Here is a 19,728-nt window from a genome sequence, read left to right as displayed (position 1 = left end):
CTAAAATAAAATCGTCCTTTTTTTGGTTTACTGGAATTTAACGTATTTTAAGTTATTATTGGCAACCCTATACCTTACAAGCATTAAGACAACAAATAGACAATACAACTATCAAAAAGTCTTATCACTTTTTATTTTATTCCTCTTTATAGTTTGTATTTTTGTACATGCAAAAAGGAAAAATATGAGTAAAGGAGTTCTCCTTGTTAATCTTGGATCACCAGATAGTACAGCCCAAAAAGATGTAAAAAAATATTTAGGTGAATTTTTGATGGACCCCAGAGTAATTGATGTTCCGCTTTGGGCTAGAATACTACTAGTAAAAGGAATTATTTTAAACACCCGACCTAAAAAATCGGCAGAAGCTTATAAGAAAATATGGTGGGATGAGGGGTCACCCCTGATTGTATTATCAGAAAGATTACAAAAAAAAGTTGCTGATAGCACTTCTATTCCTATAGGGTTAGCCATGCGTTATGGCTCAATGAATATCAAAAAAGGATTACAAGAACTACATGATCAAGGTGTTACTGAGGTATTACTGCTTCCTCTTTACCCACAGTTTGCAATGGCTACTACAGAAACGATTTTAGTACTGGCAGAAGAATTACGAGCAAGCTATTTTCCTGATATGAAATTCACAGATATCCCTGCATTTTATAATAAATCAGAATACATAAATATCTTATCCAATAGTATTGCTGAAAAACTAGAGAGTTTAGACTACGAGCATCTTCTTTTTTCTTACCATGGAGTACCCGAAAGACATATTAGAAAAAGTGATATTACAAAATCTCACTGCAAGATCGATGGATCATGTTGCAATACCCCCTCTCCAGCACACGAATTTTGTTATCGCCATCAATGCTATAAAACTACCCAAGAAGTTGCAAAAAAACTAAACTTACAAGAAGGCACTTATTCAACTTCTTTTCAATCAAGATTGGGTTTTGACCCTTGGTTACAACCTTATACAGATAGCACCATTGAGCGAATGGGAAAAGAAGGAGTCAAAAAAATGGCTATTGTAACCCCTGCTTTTGTTTCTGATTGCCTAGAAACCTTGGAAGAAATTGCAATGGAAGGAGAAGAAATTTTTCATGAAGTAGGTGGTAAAGAATTCACTACAATACCCTGCCTTAATGATCGCGAAGATTGGTCAGGTTTGCTAGCAAACTGGGTCAATGATTGGGCTACTACAAAAACTCAAACTGTTTAATGGCAAAACTTACTGCTGAAGCATTAGGAACAGAACCTATAGGAAAATTACTTGTAAAACAAGCATTACCTGCATCGATAGGGATATTGGTAATGTCTCTGAATGTCTTAATTGATTCTATTTTTGTAGGCAATTGGATTGGTTCTATTGCTATTGCTGCAATAAATGTCGTACTACCTGTATCATTTTTTATTGCTGCCCTTGGGATGGCCATAGGCATAGGAGGATCCAGTATCATCTCTAGAGCACTAGGTGCAAATGACAAAGAAAAAGCACTACAAACTTTTGGAAATCAAATTATCCTTACTTTGTTATGTACAGTATCTTTGGCCGTATTGGGTTTAGTTTTTGCTAATAGCATTATCCCAAAATTTGGAGGGAAGGGTGATATTTTTGATCCCGCAAAAATATACTACATCATTGTTTTATACGGAGTGCCTATTCTAGGTTTTGCTATGATGGGTAATACAGTAATTCGTGCAGAGGGGAAACCTAAATTTGCTATGATTGCTATGATTATCCCCACATTAGGAAATCTAATAATGGATTATGTTTTTATCAACCTAATGGATATGGGAATGCAGGGTGCCGCATGGGCAACAACAGCGTCATATCTAGCTTGCTTTCTATATATTTTTTGGTTTTTTGGCTCTAAGAATTCAGAACTGAAATTAGGTTTTCGCCATTTTGGTTTGCAAAAAGAAATTGTTTCTGAAATCTCTTCATTAGGAGGTGTTACCCTTGCTAGACAAGCTGTAGTAAGTATCACTTATCTATTAATGAATAATATTTTATTTGATCTAGGTCAAGAAGGTCTCATTGCTGTATATGCCATTATTGGTCGAATGCTAATGTTTGCACTATTTCCTGTATTTGGCGTTACTCAAGGCTTCCTACCTATTGCTGGGTATAACTATGGTTCTCAACAATACTCTCGTGTACGAGAATCGATTAATACTGCTATTAAATACGCTGCAATTGTTGCCACCTTAGTTTTTATTGGGCTGATGATTTTTCCTTCAGAAATAACCGCTTTATTTCTCAGTAACAATCCTAATCTAAGCCCTAAAGAATTAGCATTAAATCAATATGTTTTAGCACATACCGCAACACCAATGCGATGGGTTTTTGCCGCTACCCCCATCATTGCCCTACAACTTATAGGTGCCGCTTATTTTCAGGCAGCGGGCAAAGCAAAACCTGCATTATTACTAACCTTATCAAGGCAAGGATTCTTTTTTATTCCATTGATTTTAATTCTACCTAAGTTTTATGGAGAATTAGGTGTTTGGATTTCTTTTCCAATAGCAGATATTCTAGCAACCATCGTTACTGGTTATTTCCTGAATCGCGAAGTAAAATCAAAACTCATCACTACAAAAACCTCTTAACTCTTTATTTTTAAGGACTAATACCAGTTCTGATTTAAATTTACTCATAAGAAAAATGATGGATTTTTACTCTATGCTTCAAAATAAAACACAGCAATAGTGATGTTATCCCTAAATTTTCTTTTTTGTATAAGGTTAAAATTACGTGAATTTTTTTTGAAATAGTTTTTAATTCCTGACTTTAGTGTCCCATCAAATCTATTTTTTAACTACTTACCTAGCAACGTAGGCTTTTTAAAATTAAACACCAATAAACATGCATTTACAACTACCTAGAACATTCCTTATTCTTCTTTTAGCTTTTCTTACGATATCAAATCTTAACTCTCAGGTTTACAATCAAGAACTATATGATGCCCTTGAATATCGATTAATCGGCCCATTTAGAGGTGGCCGAAGTGCTGCCGTAACTGGAGTTCCTGGGAAACCTAATCTATTCTATTTTGGCGCCACAGGTGGTGGTGTATGGAAAACAGTTGATGGAGGGCGTGCATGGCAAAATATTTCTGATGGCTTTTTTGGAGGGTCTATTGGTGCAATTACTATATCCAAAAGTGACCCCAATGTGATTTATGTTGGAGGTGGTGAAAAAACACTTCGAGGAAATGTATCATCTGGTTATGGTGTCTGGAAAAGTGTAGATGCTGGAAAAACATGGATACAATCTGGCTTGCCAAAAAGCAGACACATTCCTAGAATTGCAATTCACCCAACCAATCCTGATATTGTTTATGCTACTGTATTAGGAAACATATACAAACCTACACAAGAACGAGGGCTCTATAAAAGTAAAGATGGCGGTAAAACATGGAACAACGTTCTTTTTGCTAATCAAGATACAGGTGCTGTTGATCTAATTATCGACCCTAATAACTCTAGAATTATATATGCCTCAACATGGAACGCCAGAAGAACTCCTTATAGCCTAAGCTCGGGAGGAAAAGGTTCTGCATTATGGAAAAGCACTGATAGTGGTGGAACATGGAAAGAAATTTCAACCAATAAAGGGTTTGCAACAGATACTTTGGGGATTATTGGCATTACCGTTTCACCTGTAAATAGTGAACGTATATGGGCAATTGTAGAAAATAAAGAAAAAGGAGGTGTATATCGCAGTGATAATGGTGGTGAAACATGGACTCTTTTAAATAGTGATAGAAGTTTGCGTCAACGAGCATGGTACTACACTCGAATTTATGCTGATCCAAAGGATATTGATATTGTTTATGTAGTCAATGTATCTTATCACAAAAGTAAAGATGGTGGCAAAAACTTTAGTAGTTACAATGCTCCTCATGGGGATCATCATGACCTCTGGATTGCCCCCGAGAACCCCAAACGTATGATCATTGGTGATGATGGAGGCGCACAAATTACCTATGATGGTGGTGAAACATGGAGCACCTATCACAATCAACCTACTTCTCAGTTTTATAGAGTAACTACAGACAATAGTTTTCCTTATAGAATTTATGCTGCGCAACAAGACAATTCCACCATTCGTATTAACCATCGAAGTACTGGTTCTTCAATTTCTGAACATGATTGGGAAAGAACTGCTGGAGGAGAATCTGCCCATATTGCGGTAGATCCTAAAAACAATGATATTGTTTACGGAGGAAGTTATGATGGTTTCCTTACCAGAAAAAACCATAAAACAGAAACTGTACGCTCCATAAGTGTATGGCCAGATAATCCTATGGGGCATGGTGCAGAGGACATGAAATATAGATTTCAGTGGAATTTCCCAATATTATTTTCTAAACATAATCCTAATCGGTTATACACATTCTCCAATCATGTTCATGTTACAGAAAACGAAGGACAAAGCTGGAAAGTTATTAGCCCAGATTTGACTCGTAATGATCCTGATAAACAAAAATCTTCAGGAGGACCTATCACACAGGATAATACCTCTGTAGAGTATTACTGCACTATTTTTGCTGCCGCAGAAAGCCCTCTTAAAGAAGGATTACTTTGGACAGGAAGTGATGATGGATTAATCCATATTAGTCAAGACGGAGGAGCCTCATGGAATAATGTGACACCAAAAGGAATGCCTGAATGGATGATGATCAATAGCATTGAACCCAGTTCATTTGCAGAAGGCACATGCTACATAGCTGGCACCAGATACAAGTCTGGTGATTTTACTCCATATCTCTATAAAACTACTGATTATGGAAAGTCTTGGGTCAAAATCACTAATGGAATCAAAGATGAACATTTTACTAGAGTAGTACGAGAAGATCCTAAGCAAAAAGGAATATTATACGCGGGTACTGAAACTGGTATGTATATCTCTTTTGACGATGGAAACAACTGGAAATCTTTTCAATTAAACTTACCAATTGTACCAATCACTGACATAACAATTAAAAACAATAATCTTATCGTTGCTACACAAGGAAGAAGCCTCTGGATTATTGATGATCTTACTGTTATACACCAGTTAAATAACATCTCAAAAAATCAAGATCACATCTTGTACAAACCTAAAGACTCTTATAGACTATCTGGTCGTAGCAACAAAAATTCTAAAACAGAAGGAACTAACCACCCCGCAGGAGTTATGACATATTTTTATCTCAAAAATTATGATGCTACAAAAGACACTATCTCCTTAACTTATTTCAACACCAAAAATGATACTCTTATATCTTTTAACACAAAAGCAAAAGAGAAAAAGAATCAATTAGAAGTAAAAAAAGGAGCTAATATCTTTACTTGGGATATGAAAGGCAAGGGAGCTGAAAAGCCAAAAGGCATGATCCTTTGGTGGGCAAGCTTGGATGGTCCAAAATCTGTACCTGGCACCTACAATGTGAGTCTTTCTATAAACAAAAAAGAAATATCAAAGCAATCTTTCACCATTCTTGCAGACCCAAGGGCAGAAGCTACAATCCCACAAATGAAATCTCAATTTGATTTTGTTACTGATATTAACAAGACTGTTGACAAAGCCCATAAATCTATTAAGAAAATCAGAAAAATCAACACACAGCTAAAATCCTTTACTACACAATACAAAGGTAATGATACAACTACTGATTTGGTAAAAAAGGCAACAGAGTTACAGGAACAATTTGAAGAGATTGAGAAAGCACTCTATCAAACCAAAAATAAAAGCAATCAAGACCCCTTGAATTTCCCTATCAAACTTACCAATAAATTAGCACACCTCAATGCACTAGTAAGCATGGGGGATTTTGGTCCTACAGAGCAAGATATTGCTGTAAAAAATGAACTTACCAAAATGATCAACAAGCAACTCACTCTTCTTGACACTCTAATTTCTAAGGAGATCAAAAGTTTTAATACAGAATTCAATACCCTACAGCTTAATTATTTGTTTGTAGATAATTAGATTAATTTGGTTTTATCATAGAACTCATCTTGACAGTATTGCTATATACAAATGAGATTTCTTATTTTTGGATTTTTAATAGCAGTAGTTATCGCATGTTATTGAAGGATACCTATGTTATTTCTTAAAAATATATAATGCTCGAATATTACAATTACATAAAATCATTGCATCTTATCTTTGTAATTACATGGTTTGCTGGATTATTTTATATCCCTAGATTATTTATATATCAAATAGAAGCCTCTCAAAAACCTTCACCAGACAAAGAGATATTAGGTACACAACTTAAACTTATGACCAAACGTCTTTGGTTTATTATTACTTGGCCTTCTGCTATACTAGCTACTTTATTTGCTATCTGGTTACTCATCTTAATGCCAGCTTGGCTACAACAACCTTGGATGCATGTAAAACTTGGGTTTGTTATACTTTTGATCGCATATCACCTAAAGTGTCATCACATATACCAGCAACTTCAGAACAATATTATAAAATGGTCATCAGGGCAAATGCGAATGTGGAACGAAGGGGCCACCATTATCTTATTTGCTGTTATCTTTTTGGTTATTGTGCGTGATGCTGTCAATTGGATTTATGGAGTTGTAGGTATCATATCGCTATCTATATTATTAATGATGGGAATCAAACTTTATAAAAGAATACGAGATAAAAACCCTAATACTTAAATAACATTGGATTTTCTTTCTAAAAGATATAAAACCAAATTAAACTACTCTATACTCATAAGAGAAGCAGTAGCGCAAGATGCTGAACAACTATTAGCTTTAAAACTTGAGTATATTGCCTTATCAAATACAATCCCCTTATTTGATTATGAATACGCTAACACTATTGAAGAAGAGGCAGAACACATCCAAAATTTTCATAAACATCCAAATAGCTTATTACTTGTAGCAGAATATAACGGAGAACTTATTGGCAATATTGACCTTACAGCCAGCTGGCGAAAGAAAATGCAACATACAGCTATGATAGGGATGGGAATACACACCAAATGGCATAATCAAGGCATCGGAACACTATTGATTCAAAATGTACTGGAGTGGTCTAAAGAAAAATCCTCTTTATCAGTGATCTGGCTAGAGGTATACGCTTCTAATTTAACAGGCATAGCTTTGTATAAAAAAATGGGGTTCAAAATTAATGGTTCTATTCCAAAGTTCTTCCTTGAAGTAGGAAAGTACATTGACAAAACTTGTATGCATATTCAAATAAAATAAATCTGAAAACCACTACACCTTGTCTAAATCATTCTTATTATTATCTAGGTCAGCAGTTTTCCTTATCTTCGTGCAACTTTTAGCATAATTTTATGATCAAATCTATGACAGGCTTTGGGAAGTCTATCCTACAGCTACCTACAAAGAAAATCACAATTGAGGTTAAATCTCTTAATAGTAAAAACCTAGATCTCAACGCAAGAATTCCTTCACAATACCGTGAAAAGGAGCTTGAAATGCGAAATACCATTGCAAAAAAATTGGTACGAGGTAAGGTTGACTTTGGTTTATATGTAGAAGCAACAGGTGAAGAAACATCCAACAAGGTCAATGAAGCTATTGTAAAAGAATACATCAGACAACTATCCAATGTACATCAAGGTGACACTACCGAGTTATTAAAAATGGCAGTACGCATGCCAGATGCTCTAAAAACCGAACGTGAACAAATTAACAAAGAAGAGTTTGATGCCATAAAAAAAGAGCTTACCATTGCTTTATCAGAAATTGAAAACTATAGAACTGACGAGGGGAAAGCGCTTGAAAAAGATTTCAATCTACGTATTACCAATATCGGTAAATTACTTGAAAAAGTGATTCAAATAGACCCTGAACGTATTGAAATTGTAAGAGAACGCTTACATAAAGCTGTTTCTGATCTAAAAGAAGAAGTAGATCAAAATCGTTTTGAACAAGAGCTGATTTACTACTTAGAAAAATTTGATATTACCGAGGAAAAAGTTCGATTAGCAAATCATTTAGAATATTTTACATCTACTTTGAATTCTTCTGATTCTAATGGTAAAAAACTTGGATTTATCACTCAAGAAATAGGTCGTGAGATTAATACTATTGGTAGTAAATCTAATTATGCACCTATGCAACAATTGGTAGTTCAAATGAAAGATGAACTCGAAAAAATTAAAGAACAATTACTAAATGTGTTGTAAATGAACCAAGGTAAACTTATTGTGCTTTCAGCTCCGTCTGGAAGTGGAAAAACTACTTTAGTTAAATACTTGCTTAACCAAGAAAAATTGAATCTTGGATTTTCTATCTCCGCCGCTTCTCGAGAACCTAGAGGAGCAGAAGTACACGGAAAAGATTACTATTTTTTATCATTACGAGAATTTAAGGATAAAATCAAAGCAGATGAATTTCTGGAATGGGAAGAAGTCTATCGAGATAATTTCTATGGTACTCTAAAAACCGAGGTACAGCGTCTTTGGAACAATGGCAAGCATGTTATTTTTGACATAGATGTAGTTGGTGGATTAGATATCAAAAAAATATATCCTGATCAGACATTGGCTATTTTTATTAAACCTCCAAGTATTGAAGAATTAAAAATCCGTTTAAAAAAACGTAAAACCGAATCAGAAGACAAAATTAATATGAGAGTTGCCAAAGCTTCTACAGAGATGGCTACTGCTCCGCAATTTGATGCTATCGTAACCAATGATACTCTTGAAAAAGCAAAGGACGAAGTATATCAATTGGTAAAAAAGTTTCTTTTGTAATACTAAAAATTTGATAGCATATAGAAATCTCTATATGCTATCAAATCAAAACTATGCTTTTTGATGAAAAAAATTGGATTATACTTTGGCACCTTTAACCCTATTCATATTGGTCACTTAACGATTGCCAATCACATGGCTGAACATTCTGATCTTGATGAGCTCTGGATGGTCGTAACTCCTCATAATCCTCATAAAAAGAAAAGCTCTTTACTAGACAATCATCATCGATATGAGATGGTATACCTAGCAACTGAGTCCTACCCTAAATTAAAACCCAGCGATATCGAGTTTAAACTATCGCAACCCAACTATACTGTCTACACCCTTGCACATCTACAGGAAAAATATCTAACAAAGGAATTTCATCTGATTATGGGAGAAGACAATTTAAAAAGCTTTCATAAATGGAAAAACTATGAGACTATTTTAGAGCGTCATAACATTTATGTATACCCTAGAATTTCTGATGGAATTATAGAGACTCAGTTTGACAATCACCCAAAAATACATAGAGTTGATGCTCCTATAATGGAGATTTCTTCAACATTGATTCGCAAGAATATTGCTATCAATAAAAATGTAAGACCTATGCTTCCTTTTGAAGTATGGAAATATATTGATGAAATGAATTTTTATAAATAAAAAAGGCATACTTATAATTACTTTCTTAGTTTTTAATATAGTGTGTTTACTCCAAAAAACCTATACATTCTTGAAAACTCCTTCTATATAATCAAACAGTTCTTTCTCTTTAAACACTTTTGATGCGACCGATAATCCTTGTAATGAAATTATTAAATAATTTGCTTTCTCTTCTACTTCTTTTTCACTAATCCTTTCTTCTTGCCGTAGCTTATTATAAAAATTCTCCCGAACGTTTGTTGCAAACTTAAAAACCTCATCAGCAATTGATGTGTCTACACCGTCTTCTAATTCATTAATTGTATTGGTTACAAGACACCCTTTATTTCCTTCTTGATCTTTGGAAAAAATTAAAAAATTATAAAAATACTGTTTAACACTTTCTATTCCATTAGCCGCATCTAGAGTATCCAAAAGCTCAGTTTGTATTTTCTTTTTATAGCATTTTAAGCTTTCTAAAAAAACCCCTTGTTTATTTCCAAAGCTCGCATATACAGAAAATTGGTTTATCCCCATCTCTTTCTCCAACATGCGTACTGAAGTAGACTCATACCCATTTTTCCAAAAAAGATGCATTGCCTTTTCTATCACCTCTTCTTCTTTATATTTCTTTTTTCTAGCCATCAAATATTTCCAATATTATGAAACTAAGCAATCGGTTAGTTATTTACAAATGTACTTATTTTATTTTTACTCACTAAGTGAGGTTTTAAAACTATGAAGCTTACTTATTTATCTAAAGAAGAATCAAAAAAAATACTCTTTTCCTTTTAATTCTTCTTTTAACTAATTTTTATTTACCAGGAAAATCCGCTTTTCGTTTTTCTAAAAACGCCGTTGTTCCTTCTTTAAAGTCTTGAGTACCAAAACAGTTTCCAAACTGTGCTACCTCCACTTTATATCCATTCACACCATCTTCATAACCAGAATTTACAGATTTGATTGCTGCACTAATTGCTACAGAAGAGTTTCTCATAATTTTTCCAGCTAGTTTCTCTGCCAAAGGTATTAACTCTTCTTGTGGTGTCACATAATTTACCAACCCATACTGTAATGCTTGATTAGCGTCAATCATTCCTGCCGTCATAATCATCTCCATCGCTCTTCCTTTACCCACTAATTGTGGCAGTCGTTGTGTTCCTCCATATCCAGGAATCACTCCCAAAGAAACCTCTGGCAATCCCATTTTTGCATTATCGCTGGCAATTCTAAAATGTGCTGCCATAGCAAGTTCTAATCCTCCCCCTAGCGCAAAACCATTTACTGCCGCTATTACAGGTGTAGAAAGGTTTGCTATAAAATCAAAAAGTAATTCTTGTCCTTTCTCGGCTAGTTTTCCTCCTTCTGACACAGAAAAATCTGCAAATTCACTGATATCTGCTCCAGCTACAAAAGCCTTTTCTCCACTTCCTGTAAGAATAATGACTTTGGTATCGGCATCCAAATCTGCAACTCTAACCGCTGCATGCAATTCTTGAATAGTATCTTTATTAAGTGCATTAAGTTTTGACTCACGATTAATCGTTATAGTAGTAACTCCTTTGTTCTGTGATGTTAGAATATTAGTGTACATTATAGTTTTTGTTGTTTGTATTAAGTATTTTTTATATTGATGTAAGTCTTTTTACAAACCTACTAACATTTCTTATTATTGTTATATGGTTTATAATTCTTTTGGGAATTTGACCTTGAAAACAGTTCCTTTTTCTTCTTGTGATGTAAAAGTAATGCTTCCATTATAAGTTTCAACAATATTTTTTACCATTCCCAACCCAAGCCCCATACCACTGGTTTTAGTAGTAAATTTAGGCTCATAAACTTTTTTCTTATTTTCCTCACTTATTCCTATCCCATTATCACTAACCATAATGACCACCTCGTCATTTTCTAAAAACACATCGACTATTATTTTTGGTACCTGACCCTCTGGAATTGCCTGTATACCATTCTTTACAAGATTCGTAACAACTCGGATAAGCTGGGTTCTATCAAACTTGGCTATGATTTTTTCTTTTTCTGAAGGAAAAATAATATAATCTTCATTAAAAATATCTAATGCTAATCCTACAATCTTTACCACATCAAGGGTTTCATTTTTTTGAGCAGGCATTTGCGCAAAATTAGAAAACGCAGAAGCAATAGAGCTCATTGTATCAATTTGCTGAATCAAAGTATCACTATACTCCTGAAGTTTTTGATGGATATCTGGATCTTGGGGATCAAATTTGCGCTGAAAACTTTGCACAGTTAATCGCATGGGAGTTAACGGATTTTTGATCTCATGTGCCACCTGTTTTGCCATTTCTCTCCAAGCTGCTTCCCGTTCGCTCTTAGCCAGCATTACTGCACTTTCTTCTAGTTCATCAATCATACTATTATACGCATTGACCAATGTATGTATTTCTTCTCCAGCATCTCCTATTTGTATACGTTTATTACGTTTATCTAATCGTGTCTGATCTATAGTTTCTGATATTGCTTTTAAGGATCTCGTTATATACCTTGAAAGAAAATATGCCAATACTACCGCTACTAAAAGCATCAACAAATACACTTGCCCCAAGTGCTTTAGAAACTCCAGCAATTCTCTTGTAATTAAGTGATCATCTTCTAGGTAAGGTAAATTAAGTATAGCTAATGGTTTTGCTCTACTATCTGTTATATAGGTGTATGATGACAAGAATTTTTCGTCATTTTTTTCTGACTTTATCAAATATCGCTTATCGTATAAGGAGGCAAGCGTATCTATAATTATTGGATTCAATTTTTTTCCAATCGTATCTTCAATAAAATTACCTTCTGATTTGATCAGTAATTGTCCTGATAAATCGTAAATATTAACGGGGAGTGAGTGCTCTTCTGATATTTGATAAATCCTTCCTCTTTCTCTAAAAATAGAAGTAATATTCTCTTCATTTACGGGATAGGTTGTACTTTTAAGAACATTATTTATTGCAATCTGTATCCGCTGTTCTTTTCGCTCTAATCGTCCTTGATGGTATTCTTCTGCATCTTCTTTATATTGATAGATGGTAACCGCCGCAATCAATATTGAAGCAATTAACACCAATATTGTCATTGATATAAAAATTCGTGTACGAAGAGAAAGTTTTAATAGCTTCATAGTATGCTTTGACCAGTAAATATAGCAAATATCGCACCAAAATAGTTGCAAAAAGAAATCCTGAAAACCGTTGAATTTCCTAAATTTACCTAGCTTTTTGATTATGAACAATACTATACTACTTTCTGTACAACATCTTTGTGTATCTTTTTCTTCTAATAAAAAGGAAAATCAGGTATTATATGATCTTTCTTTTGATATACATAAAAATGAGATATTAGGTGTTGTAGGTGAATCTGGGAGCGGAAAATCTGTAGCGTCATTAGCTATTCTTGGCTTGCTCCCTTCTAAAATCTCAAAGATTACCAAAGGAGATATTGTTTATAACAACACCTCATTAACCAATCTTACAGAAAAAAATTATCGAGCAATTCGCGGAAATGAGATCGCTATGATTTTTCAAGAACCCATGAGTTCTCTAAACCCATCTATGAAATGTGGCAAACAAGTTGCCGAAATTTTGCGTCAGCATACTTCTCTCTCTGCCATCAAAATAAAAGAAGAGGTCCTTTCTTTGTTTGAAAAAGTAAAACTTCCTGACCCCAATCGTGCATATTCCTCCTACCCTCATCAACTAAGTGGTGGTCAAAAACAACGTATAGTCATTGCAATGGCTATTGCTTGTAAACCCAAATTGCTTATTGCAGATGAACCTACCACAGCATTGGATGTAACGGTACAAAAAGAAATCATAAGCTTACTAAAAAGCTTACAGAAAGAATATAACATGAGTATTCTTTTTATATCTCATGATTTATCGTTGGTTTCTGAAATTGCTGATCAAGTTTTAGTAATGTATCAAGGCAAAATGATAGAATACGGAACGGTAGATACAATATTTCATACTCCAGAAAAAGAATACACCAAGGCATTGATAAATGCTCGTCCTCCTTTGAAGATTCGTTTAAAAAAACTACCAACTATTTCTGATTTTCTTAATGATAGTAATCAAATAAAAGAAATTATCACCAAAGAAATGAGAAAAGAACATCATCAACACTTATATAGTAAACCACCTTTACTAGAAGTCATAAATGTTAAAAAAAGTTATTTCTCTAAAGCAGGGTTATTTAAAAAAACTGAGTTTACCGCGGTAAATGATGTAAGTTTTAAACTTTATGAGGGGGAAACTTTGGGACTTGTTGGTGAATCAGGATGTGGCAAATCTACATTAGGAAACACAATTTTACAATTAGACAAGGCCAATAGTGGTCAGATTATTTACAAAGGACAAGATATCACACAACTACCCCCTTCTGCTATACGAAACCTGAGAAAAGAAATTCAGTTGATATTTCAAGACCCTTTTGCCTCTCTAAACCCTAGACTTACAGCAGGAAATGCTATTATGGAACCTATGCAGGCTCATAATCTACATACTAATGACACAGAAAGAAAGCAGAAAGTAATTGAATTACTAAACAGGGTAAGCCTGTCTGAGGAACATTTTGATCGCTATCCTCATGAATTTAGTGGAGGACAGCGCCAACGAATAGGTATTGCAAGAACCATTGCGCTACAACCAAAACTTATTATATGTGATGAATCTGTGAGTGCACTGGATATATCTGTACAGGCACAAGTATTAAATTTATTAAATGATCTAAAAGATAATTTTGGATTTACTTACATTTTTATATCACATGATCTTGCAGTGGTAAAATACATGTCTGACCAGCTATTAGTCATGAACAAAGGGCAAATAGAAGAGCATGGAGATGCAGATAACATCTACAATAGCCCAAACAAAGAGTACACTAAAAAACTTATTAACGCTATTCCAAAAGGAATATAAATATAAATCAAAAAAAACCTGTTAAGTCTTAAGAGTATAACAGGTTTCATTCATCGCGACTTGGGGACGGTTGCGATTAATTAACAACAAAAATCACATCAACAAAAATACTTTCTTCGCCACATAAACACAGTTTGAAATCAAATCTATTGTAGGTTTGATTGACTTCTGCAGACGATTAATACGTTTTTTCATAATACGGGGAAACTTTGTGGGGGTTAATACTTTCTTTTTAATTCAAAAAAATAATTTTTTATCTAGGGGATTACTTTTTATCTCGATGCTAATATGCAAATTATTTTCAACAACAACGTTAAAATACATAAATAATCGACAAAATACACTAAATTTTAACATTTATTTTTCTTTTTACTGTTTTTAAGCCTTAAAGCAAAGGTTTAACAGGATAGAAAATTGCTTAAAAGTGTAGTGCTTTTCTTTCAAAAATAAAAAACAAAGACCTTGTTATTAATAACGAGGTCTTTGTTTTTTTATTATTCGTAGTGCATTAATTATTATTCGTTGCTATATTCATAGAATTAGAAACAAACCCTTACAAAGTCATTTCAGGAATATCACCTTCAATAATTAAGTTCCCTTCAGTAGCATTTTGAATATCTTCTACAGATACCCCTGATGCTCTTTCTAAAAGTTTGAACCCCTCACTTGTCACTTCTAAGAATGCAAGGTTGGTAACAATATTTTTTACACACCCAACTCCTGTGAGTGGAAGTGAGCATTTTTTAAGTAGTTTAGATTTACCCGCCTTATTGGTATGCATCATAGCAACAATAATATTCTCTGCACTAGCCACAAGATCCATTGCTCCTCCCATTCCTTTAACCATTTTCCCAGGAATTTTCCAGTTAGCTATATCACCTTGTTCTGACACCTCCATAGCTCCCAAAACTGTTAAATCAACATGCTGACCTCTAATCATTGCAAAACTCATTGCAGAATCAAAAAAAGAAGCCCCTGGCATAGTCGTTATGGTTTGTTTACCTGCATTTATAATATCTGCATCTTCTTCTCCTTCATAAGGAAAAGGGCCCATCCCTAAAACACCATTCTCACTCTGAAACTCAACTTCAATCCCTTCAGGAATATAATTAGCCACCAGAGTAGGAATTCCGATTCCTAAATTAACAAAAAAACCATCTTGTAGTTCTTTTGCAATACGCTTTGCTATTCCGCTTTTGTCTAACATATTTATTTTCTTCTGATCTTATACGAATTAAAATAATGAGTTGATTTACCTTCTTGCACCCACACTCCAAAAGGTATTGCAATCATAGCTAATGCTATAAGGCCGTATAAACTCATTAAAGCAATAGTTACTATTGCACTTATTATAAATGCTAGTAATATTTTTCTACTATCTACTACTGCATCTATCCTATTGATATGCTTTTTCTCTTCTTTATTACAATATTTACAGGTTACAGCTACCTCATCACCTACTTTCATCTGTAAATCAACCCTAGTAGCATTACTGGTCTAAATTTATTCTGAATCTTACATTGCGTACAAGTAAATTCTAATTTCATCTTATCTAATTCTAATTGAGGTCAGGTTGTGGCGTCATCCTTAAATAAGGCTTTATTTCCTTATATCCTTTTGGAAATAGTTTTGCTATTTCCTCATTGGTTACAGAAGGCACTATTACACAGTCCTCTCCTTGTTTCCAATTTGCAGGCGTTGCTACTTTCTGATATGCTGTCAATTGGAGTGAATCGATAACACGTATTAACTCATCAAAATTTCTACCTGTAGATGCAGGATATGTAATTATTAGTTTAATCTTCTTATCTGGTCCAATTATAAAAACTGAACGTACCGTTAATTGACTATCTGCATTGGGATGAATCATATCATATAATTCAGACACTTTTCTATCCTTATCTGCAATGATCGGGAAATTGACTGTTGTATTTTGTGTCTCATTAATATCATTAATCCACCCATGATGAGACTCTAGATCATCAACACTCAATGCTGCAACTTTTACATTGCGCTTATTAAATTCATCTTTATACTTTGCTACAGTTCCTAATTCTGTAGTACAAACTGGGGTATAGTCTGCAGGGTGCGAGAATAGAATTCCCCATCCTTCTCCTAACCAATTATGAAAGTCTATTTCTCCTTCTGTAGTTTGCGCTATAAAGTTTGGGGATTCATCCCCTAATCGTAATATTGCCATGATGTATGTATTCTAGGTTTATATAATAAGAGCTATTCTTTTGTACGAACAGTACGTTGCTCTATTCTTTTTTCATAGTGTTCTCCTTTAAATATACGTTGTACGAATATTCCAGGAATATGTATTTGATCAGGATCTAAGGTTCCTACGGGTACCAGTTCTTCAACTTCAGCAACTGTGATTTTTGCTCCTCCACACATGCAGGGGTTAAAATTTCTTGCCGTTCCTTTAAATATTAAATTTCCAGCTTCATCACCTTTCCAAGCTTTTACAAATGCAAAATCTGCTTGAAATGCATGTTCTAACACATACATTTTACCGTTAAATTCTCTGGTTTCTTTTCCTTCGGCTACTTCTGTACCATAACCTGCTGGAGTGTAGAATGCAGGAAAACCTCCTTGAGCTGCTCTACATCTTTCTGCTAATGTTCCTTGAGGAATAAGCTCTACGTCTAATTCTCCACTAAGCATTTGTCGCTCAAACTCATCATTCTCTCCTACATAAGAAGATATCATTTTTTTAATCTGGTTTTTTTGAAGCAAAAGCCCTAATCCAAAGTCATCGACCCCTGCATTATTAGAAATACAGGTAAGACCATTAATATTTGATTTTACAAGTTCTGCAATGGCATTTTCAGGAATACCACATAAACCAAAGCCCCCAAGCATAAAGGTCATATCATTTTTGATACCAACCATCGCTTCGATAACACTAGGTACCGTTTTACGAATCATAATATTCTATATTTTTCGGATTAAAAATACTAAAAAAATAGTACTATATCGTTTGAAAAACATAGTTTTAAGAATGAATTTGTTTACACTTGTTATTAACCTAAAATTATTCTTTTAAAGATCACAAAAAATGTAAACAAATTCTATATTTTCTATATACTAAATTCGTCTATATTTTCATCTTGGACATTATTATTTTTGAAAGCTCTACAATCTACCTCGATAGATAAATTTTTTGGTTTTTTGAAAGCGCCTTTTGAAACCTTTAATGTTTCGTCTGCGTAACATTTTTGCATATATAATCCCCAAACAGGTAATGCCATAGTTGCTCCTTGACCAAAAGTAGTTGTTCTAAAGTGCACTGCTCTATCATCTCCTCCTACCCATACACCTGTACAAAGGTTTGGCACAATACCCATAAACCAACCATCACTTTGATTTTGGGTTGTTCCTGTTTTTCCTGCTATAGGGTTTCTGAACTTATATGGATGTCCAGTAACCACATTTTTTAGATCATATCTAGAGGATGGTCCTGTACGTAAACGGACTCCTGAACCTGATTGCGTTACTCCTTCCATTAAGTTAATCGTAACATAAGCTGCCTCTTTACTGATTACATCACGAGTTTCTGGAACAAACTGATATAAAATAGTCCCGTTTTTATCTTCTATACTGGTAATTGTTACTGGTTTTGTATAAATCCCCTGATTTGCAAAAGTACTATACGCTCCTACCATTTCAGACAATTTAAGATCTACTGATCCTAATGCAATAGATGCTACTTCGATAACCTCAGACTCCACCCCCATTTTCTTTACCAATCTCACAATAGGCTCTGGCCCTATTCTATCCATCAGACGGGCAGAAATTGTGTTTACAGATTTTGCCAATGCTTCTTTAAGACTCATATACCCTGCATAATCCCCATCACTATTTTTAGGGGTCCAATCTTTATCAACTACTCCATTAGATCCAGCCGAAATAGTAATTTGAGATTTTGGTATAGTATCACAAGGAGATAATTTTAACTGATCTATTGCAGTAGCATACACAAATGGTTTAAACGTTGATCCTACCTGACGAGCACCTTGATACACGTGATCGTATTGGAAATGTTTATAATTTATTCCTCCTACCCAAGCTTTTACATGACCTGTCTGGGGCTCCATAGACATTAATCCAGATCGTAAAAACTTTTTATAATATAAAACTGAATCTCTTGGAGTCATAATGGTATCTACTTCTCCTCTCCAGTTAAATACACTCATTTTTACTTTCTCATCATACGATTTTTCAATTTCCGCCTCACTTTTACCTTGTTTCAGCATTTTTTTTCTTCTTGCAGAGTTTTTTAATGCTCTGTCTATAATCATCTTTTTTTCTTTCTGACTTATATCTCTAAAAGGGCTTGTCTTATTTTTCTCTTCTTGTTTATCAAATTCTTTTTGAAGATTTTTCATATGTTCTTCTACAGATTCTTCTGCATATCTCTGCATACGTGAATCGATAGTAACATTAATCCTTAACCCATCTCTATAGATATCAAAAAGTTCTTGCTCTCCATCTTCATTTTCTCCTTTTGGGTTTTCTTTTACCCATTTAGACATCCAACTTCGCACATATTCTCTAAAATAGGTTGCCGTACCATCATTATGCCCTTCTGGAGAATAGTCTAACTGCAAAGGTAACTGCTTCAAGCTATCTCTTTCTTTTTCATTAAGATACCCATATTTATGCATTTGATTAAGTACCACATTTCTTCTTGTTTTTACCTTTTCTGGCCTACGAAGTGGATTGAATAGCGAAGAGTTTTTTAACATCCCTACTAATACAGCAGCCTCCTCTTTCTTAAGATCTTTAGGGTTTTTTCCAAAATAGATTCTAGAAGCAGAACTTACACCAATTGCCTGATTAAGAAAATCATATTTATTAAGATACATTGTTATGATCTCTTTCTTAGTATATTGTCTTTCTAATCGCGTAGCAATCACCCATTCCTGAATTTTTTGCAGATATCTTTCTATTTTATTTTTTGACCCACCTGTAAACAATTGTTTAGCCAACTGCTGTGATATAGTACTGGCTCCTCCTTTACTTCCTAAAAACACAAATGCTCTCAGTGTTCCTCTGGCATCAATCCCAGAATGCTCATAATACCTTGCATCTTCGGTTGCAACTAATGCTTCTACCAAGTGTTGCGGCAGTTCTTCATAACTTACAGGGGTTCGGTTTTCTTTAAAAAAAGTTCCTATTTGCACTCCATCTGATGAAATAATCTGTGTAGCCAGATCATTTTGTGGATTCTCTAACTCATCAAATGTAGGCATCTCTCCATAAACACCCCAACTAGCCAAAAGGAATACAAGAGTTATAAAAAAAACTCCTGACCCAAATAATATCCAAAATAACTTTATGTATTTTAATGTGTTATTAATTGGAGTTTTTGGTCTTTTTTTTGTTGTTCTAGGTTTTGCCTTTGCCATACTTCA

17 protein-coding genes are annotated in these 19,728 nt (G+C 34.2%); 9 read left to right on the top strand and 8 right to left on the bottom strand.

All coding sequences use genetic code 11. The annotated features are described in order from the left end of the window. Positions 1–184: 184 nt before the first annotated feature. From hemH to nadD, 8 genes are all read left to right on the top strand, one after another. On the top strand, positions 185–1,219 hold the full coding sequence (hemH, locus tag CVD18_RS02395; RefSeq protein ID WP_103863845.1) for a ferrochelatase: 1,035 nt from the start codon (positions 185–187) through the stop codon (positions 1,217–1,219). Further along, the gene (locus CVD18_RS02390; RefSeq protein WP_103863844.1) at positions 1,219–2,610 is read left to right on the top strand and encodes an MATE family efflux transporter; all 1,392 of its coding nucleotides are present in this window, start codon (positions 1,219–1,221) and stop codon (positions 2,608–2,610) included. The genes hemH and CVD18_RS02390 overlap by 1 nt, the downstream gene beginning before the upstream one ends. Before the next feature lie 256 nt (positions 2,611–2,866). Continuing rightward, complete coding sequence (locus CVD18_RS02385; protein ID WP_103863843.1) at positions 2,867–5,977, top strand: glycosyl hydrolase; 3,111 nt, start codon at positions 2,867–2,869, stop codon at positions 5,975–5,977. 137 nt (positions 5,978–6,114) lie between these two features. Next, complete coding sequence (locus CVD18_RS02380; RefSeq protein ID WP_103863842.1) at positions 6,115–6,666, top strand: CopD family protein; 552 nt, start codon at positions 6,115–6,117, stop codon at positions 6,664–6,666. Positions 6,667–6,672: 6 nt separating this feature from the next. Continuing rightward, on the top strand, positions 6,673–7,221 hold the full coding sequence (locus CVD18_RS02375; protein WP_158250376.1) for a GNAT family N-acetyltransferase: 549 nt from the start codon (positions 6,673–6,675) through the stop codon (positions 7,219–7,221). 92 nt (positions 7,222–7,313) lie between these two features. Then, complete coding sequence (locus CVD18_RS02370; protein ID WP_103863840.1) at positions 7,314–8,171, top strand: YicC/YloC family endoribonuclease; 858 nt, start codon at positions 7,314–7,316, stop codon at positions 8,169–8,171. Next, complete coding sequence (gene gmk / locus CVD18_RS02365) at positions 8,172–8,741, top strand: guanylate kinase (protein WP_103863839.1); 570 nt, start codon at positions 8,172–8,174, stop codon at positions 8,739–8,741. 63 nt (positions 8,742–8,804) lie between these two features. After that, complete coding sequence (nadD, locus tag CVD18_RS02360) at positions 8,805–9,386, top strand: nicotinate (nicotinamide) nucleotide adenylyltransferase (protein WP_103863838.1); 582 nt, start codon at positions 8,805–8,807, stop codon at positions 9,384–9,386. A 60-nt stretch (positions 9,387–9,446) separates the two neighbouring features. Here nadD and CVD18_RS02355 read toward each other — a convergent pair whose 3' ends face one another. The 3 genes from CVD18_RS02355 to CVD18_RS02345 all read right to left on the bottom strand — a co-directional run bounded on the left by CVD18_RS02355 (position 9,447) and on the right by CVD18_RS02345 (position 12,510). Beyond that, positions 9,447–10,010 carry a TetR/AcrR family transcriptional regulator gene (locus CVD18_RS02355; protein ID WP_103863837.1) on the bottom strand — a complete coding sequence of 188 codons (564 nt, stop codon included), beginning with the start codon at positions 10,008–10,010 and terminating at the stop codon, positions 9,447–9,449. Positions 10,011–10,179: 169 nt separating this feature from the next. Next, on the bottom strand, positions 10,180–10,962 hold the full coding sequence (locus CVD18_RS02350; protein WP_103863836.1) for an enoyl-CoA hydratase/isomerase family protein: 783 nt from the start codon (positions 10,960–10,962) through the stop codon (positions 10,180–10,182). An 87-nt stretch (positions 10,963–11,049) separates the two neighbouring features. Then, the gene (locus CVD18_RS02345; protein ID WP_103863835.1) at positions 11,050–12,510 is read right to left on the bottom strand and encodes an ATP-binding protein; all 1,461 of its coding nucleotides are present in this window, start codon (positions 12,508–12,510) and stop codon (positions 11,050–11,052) included. 103 nt (positions 12,511–12,613) lie between these two features. Between CVD18_RS02345 and CVD18_RS02340 the strand changes: the two genes are divergently transcribed. Beyond that, positions 12,614–14,305: an ABC transporter ATP-binding protein gene (locus CVD18_RS02340; protein ID WP_103863834.1), complete on the top strand. Its 1,692-nt coding sequence runs from the start codon at positions 12,614–12,616 to the stop codon at positions 14,303–14,305. Positions 14,306–14,858: 553 nt separating this feature from the next. Here CVD18_RS02340 and CVD18_RS02335 read toward each other — a convergent pair. The 5 genes from CVD18_RS02335 to CVD18_RS02315 form a co-directional block, all read right to left on the bottom strand. Continuing rightward, positions 14,859–15,512, bottom strand: a complete 654-nt coding sequence (locus tag CVD18_RS02335) for a CoA transferase subunit B (RefSeq protein ID WP_103863833.1) — start codon at positions 15,510–15,512, stop codon at positions 14,859–14,861. Between the two features lie 2 nt (positions 15,513–15,514). Beyond that, on the bottom strand, positions 15,515–15,772 hold the full coding sequence (locus tag CVD18_RS02330) for a hypothetical protein (protein ID WP_103863832.1): 258 nt from the start codon (positions 15,770–15,772) through the stop codon (positions 15,515–15,517). Positions 15,773–15,863: 91 nt separating this feature from the next. After that, entirely contained in the window at positions 15,864–16,505 is a 642-nt protein-coding gene (locus CVD18_RS02325; protein ID WP_103863831.1) for a peroxiredoxin, read from the bottom strand. Between the two features lie 32 nt (positions 16,506–16,537). After that, complete coding sequence (locus CVD18_RS02320; protein ID WP_103863830.1) at positions 16,538–17,239, bottom strand: CoA transferase subunit A; 702 nt, start codon at positions 17,237–17,239, stop codon at positions 16,538–16,540. A 152-nt stretch (positions 17,240–17,391) separates the two neighbouring features. Beyond that, a complete protein-coding gene (locus CVD18_RS02315; protein WP_103863829.1) occupies positions 17,392–19,722 on the bottom strand; it encodes a penicillin-binding protein 1A in 2,331 nt (776 codons plus the stop codon). Positions 19,723–19,728 lie beyond the last annotated feature (6 nt).

The organism is Aquimarina sp. I32.4 (genome assembly GCF_002924285.1).
In the GTDB taxonomy this organism is placed as follows: domain Bacteria; phylum Bacteroidota; class Bacteroidia; order Flavobacteriales; family Flavobacteriaceae; genus Aquimarina.
Note: the sequence above shows the minus strand (reverse complement) of the source record. Positions and strands in the feature narration are given on the sequence as shown.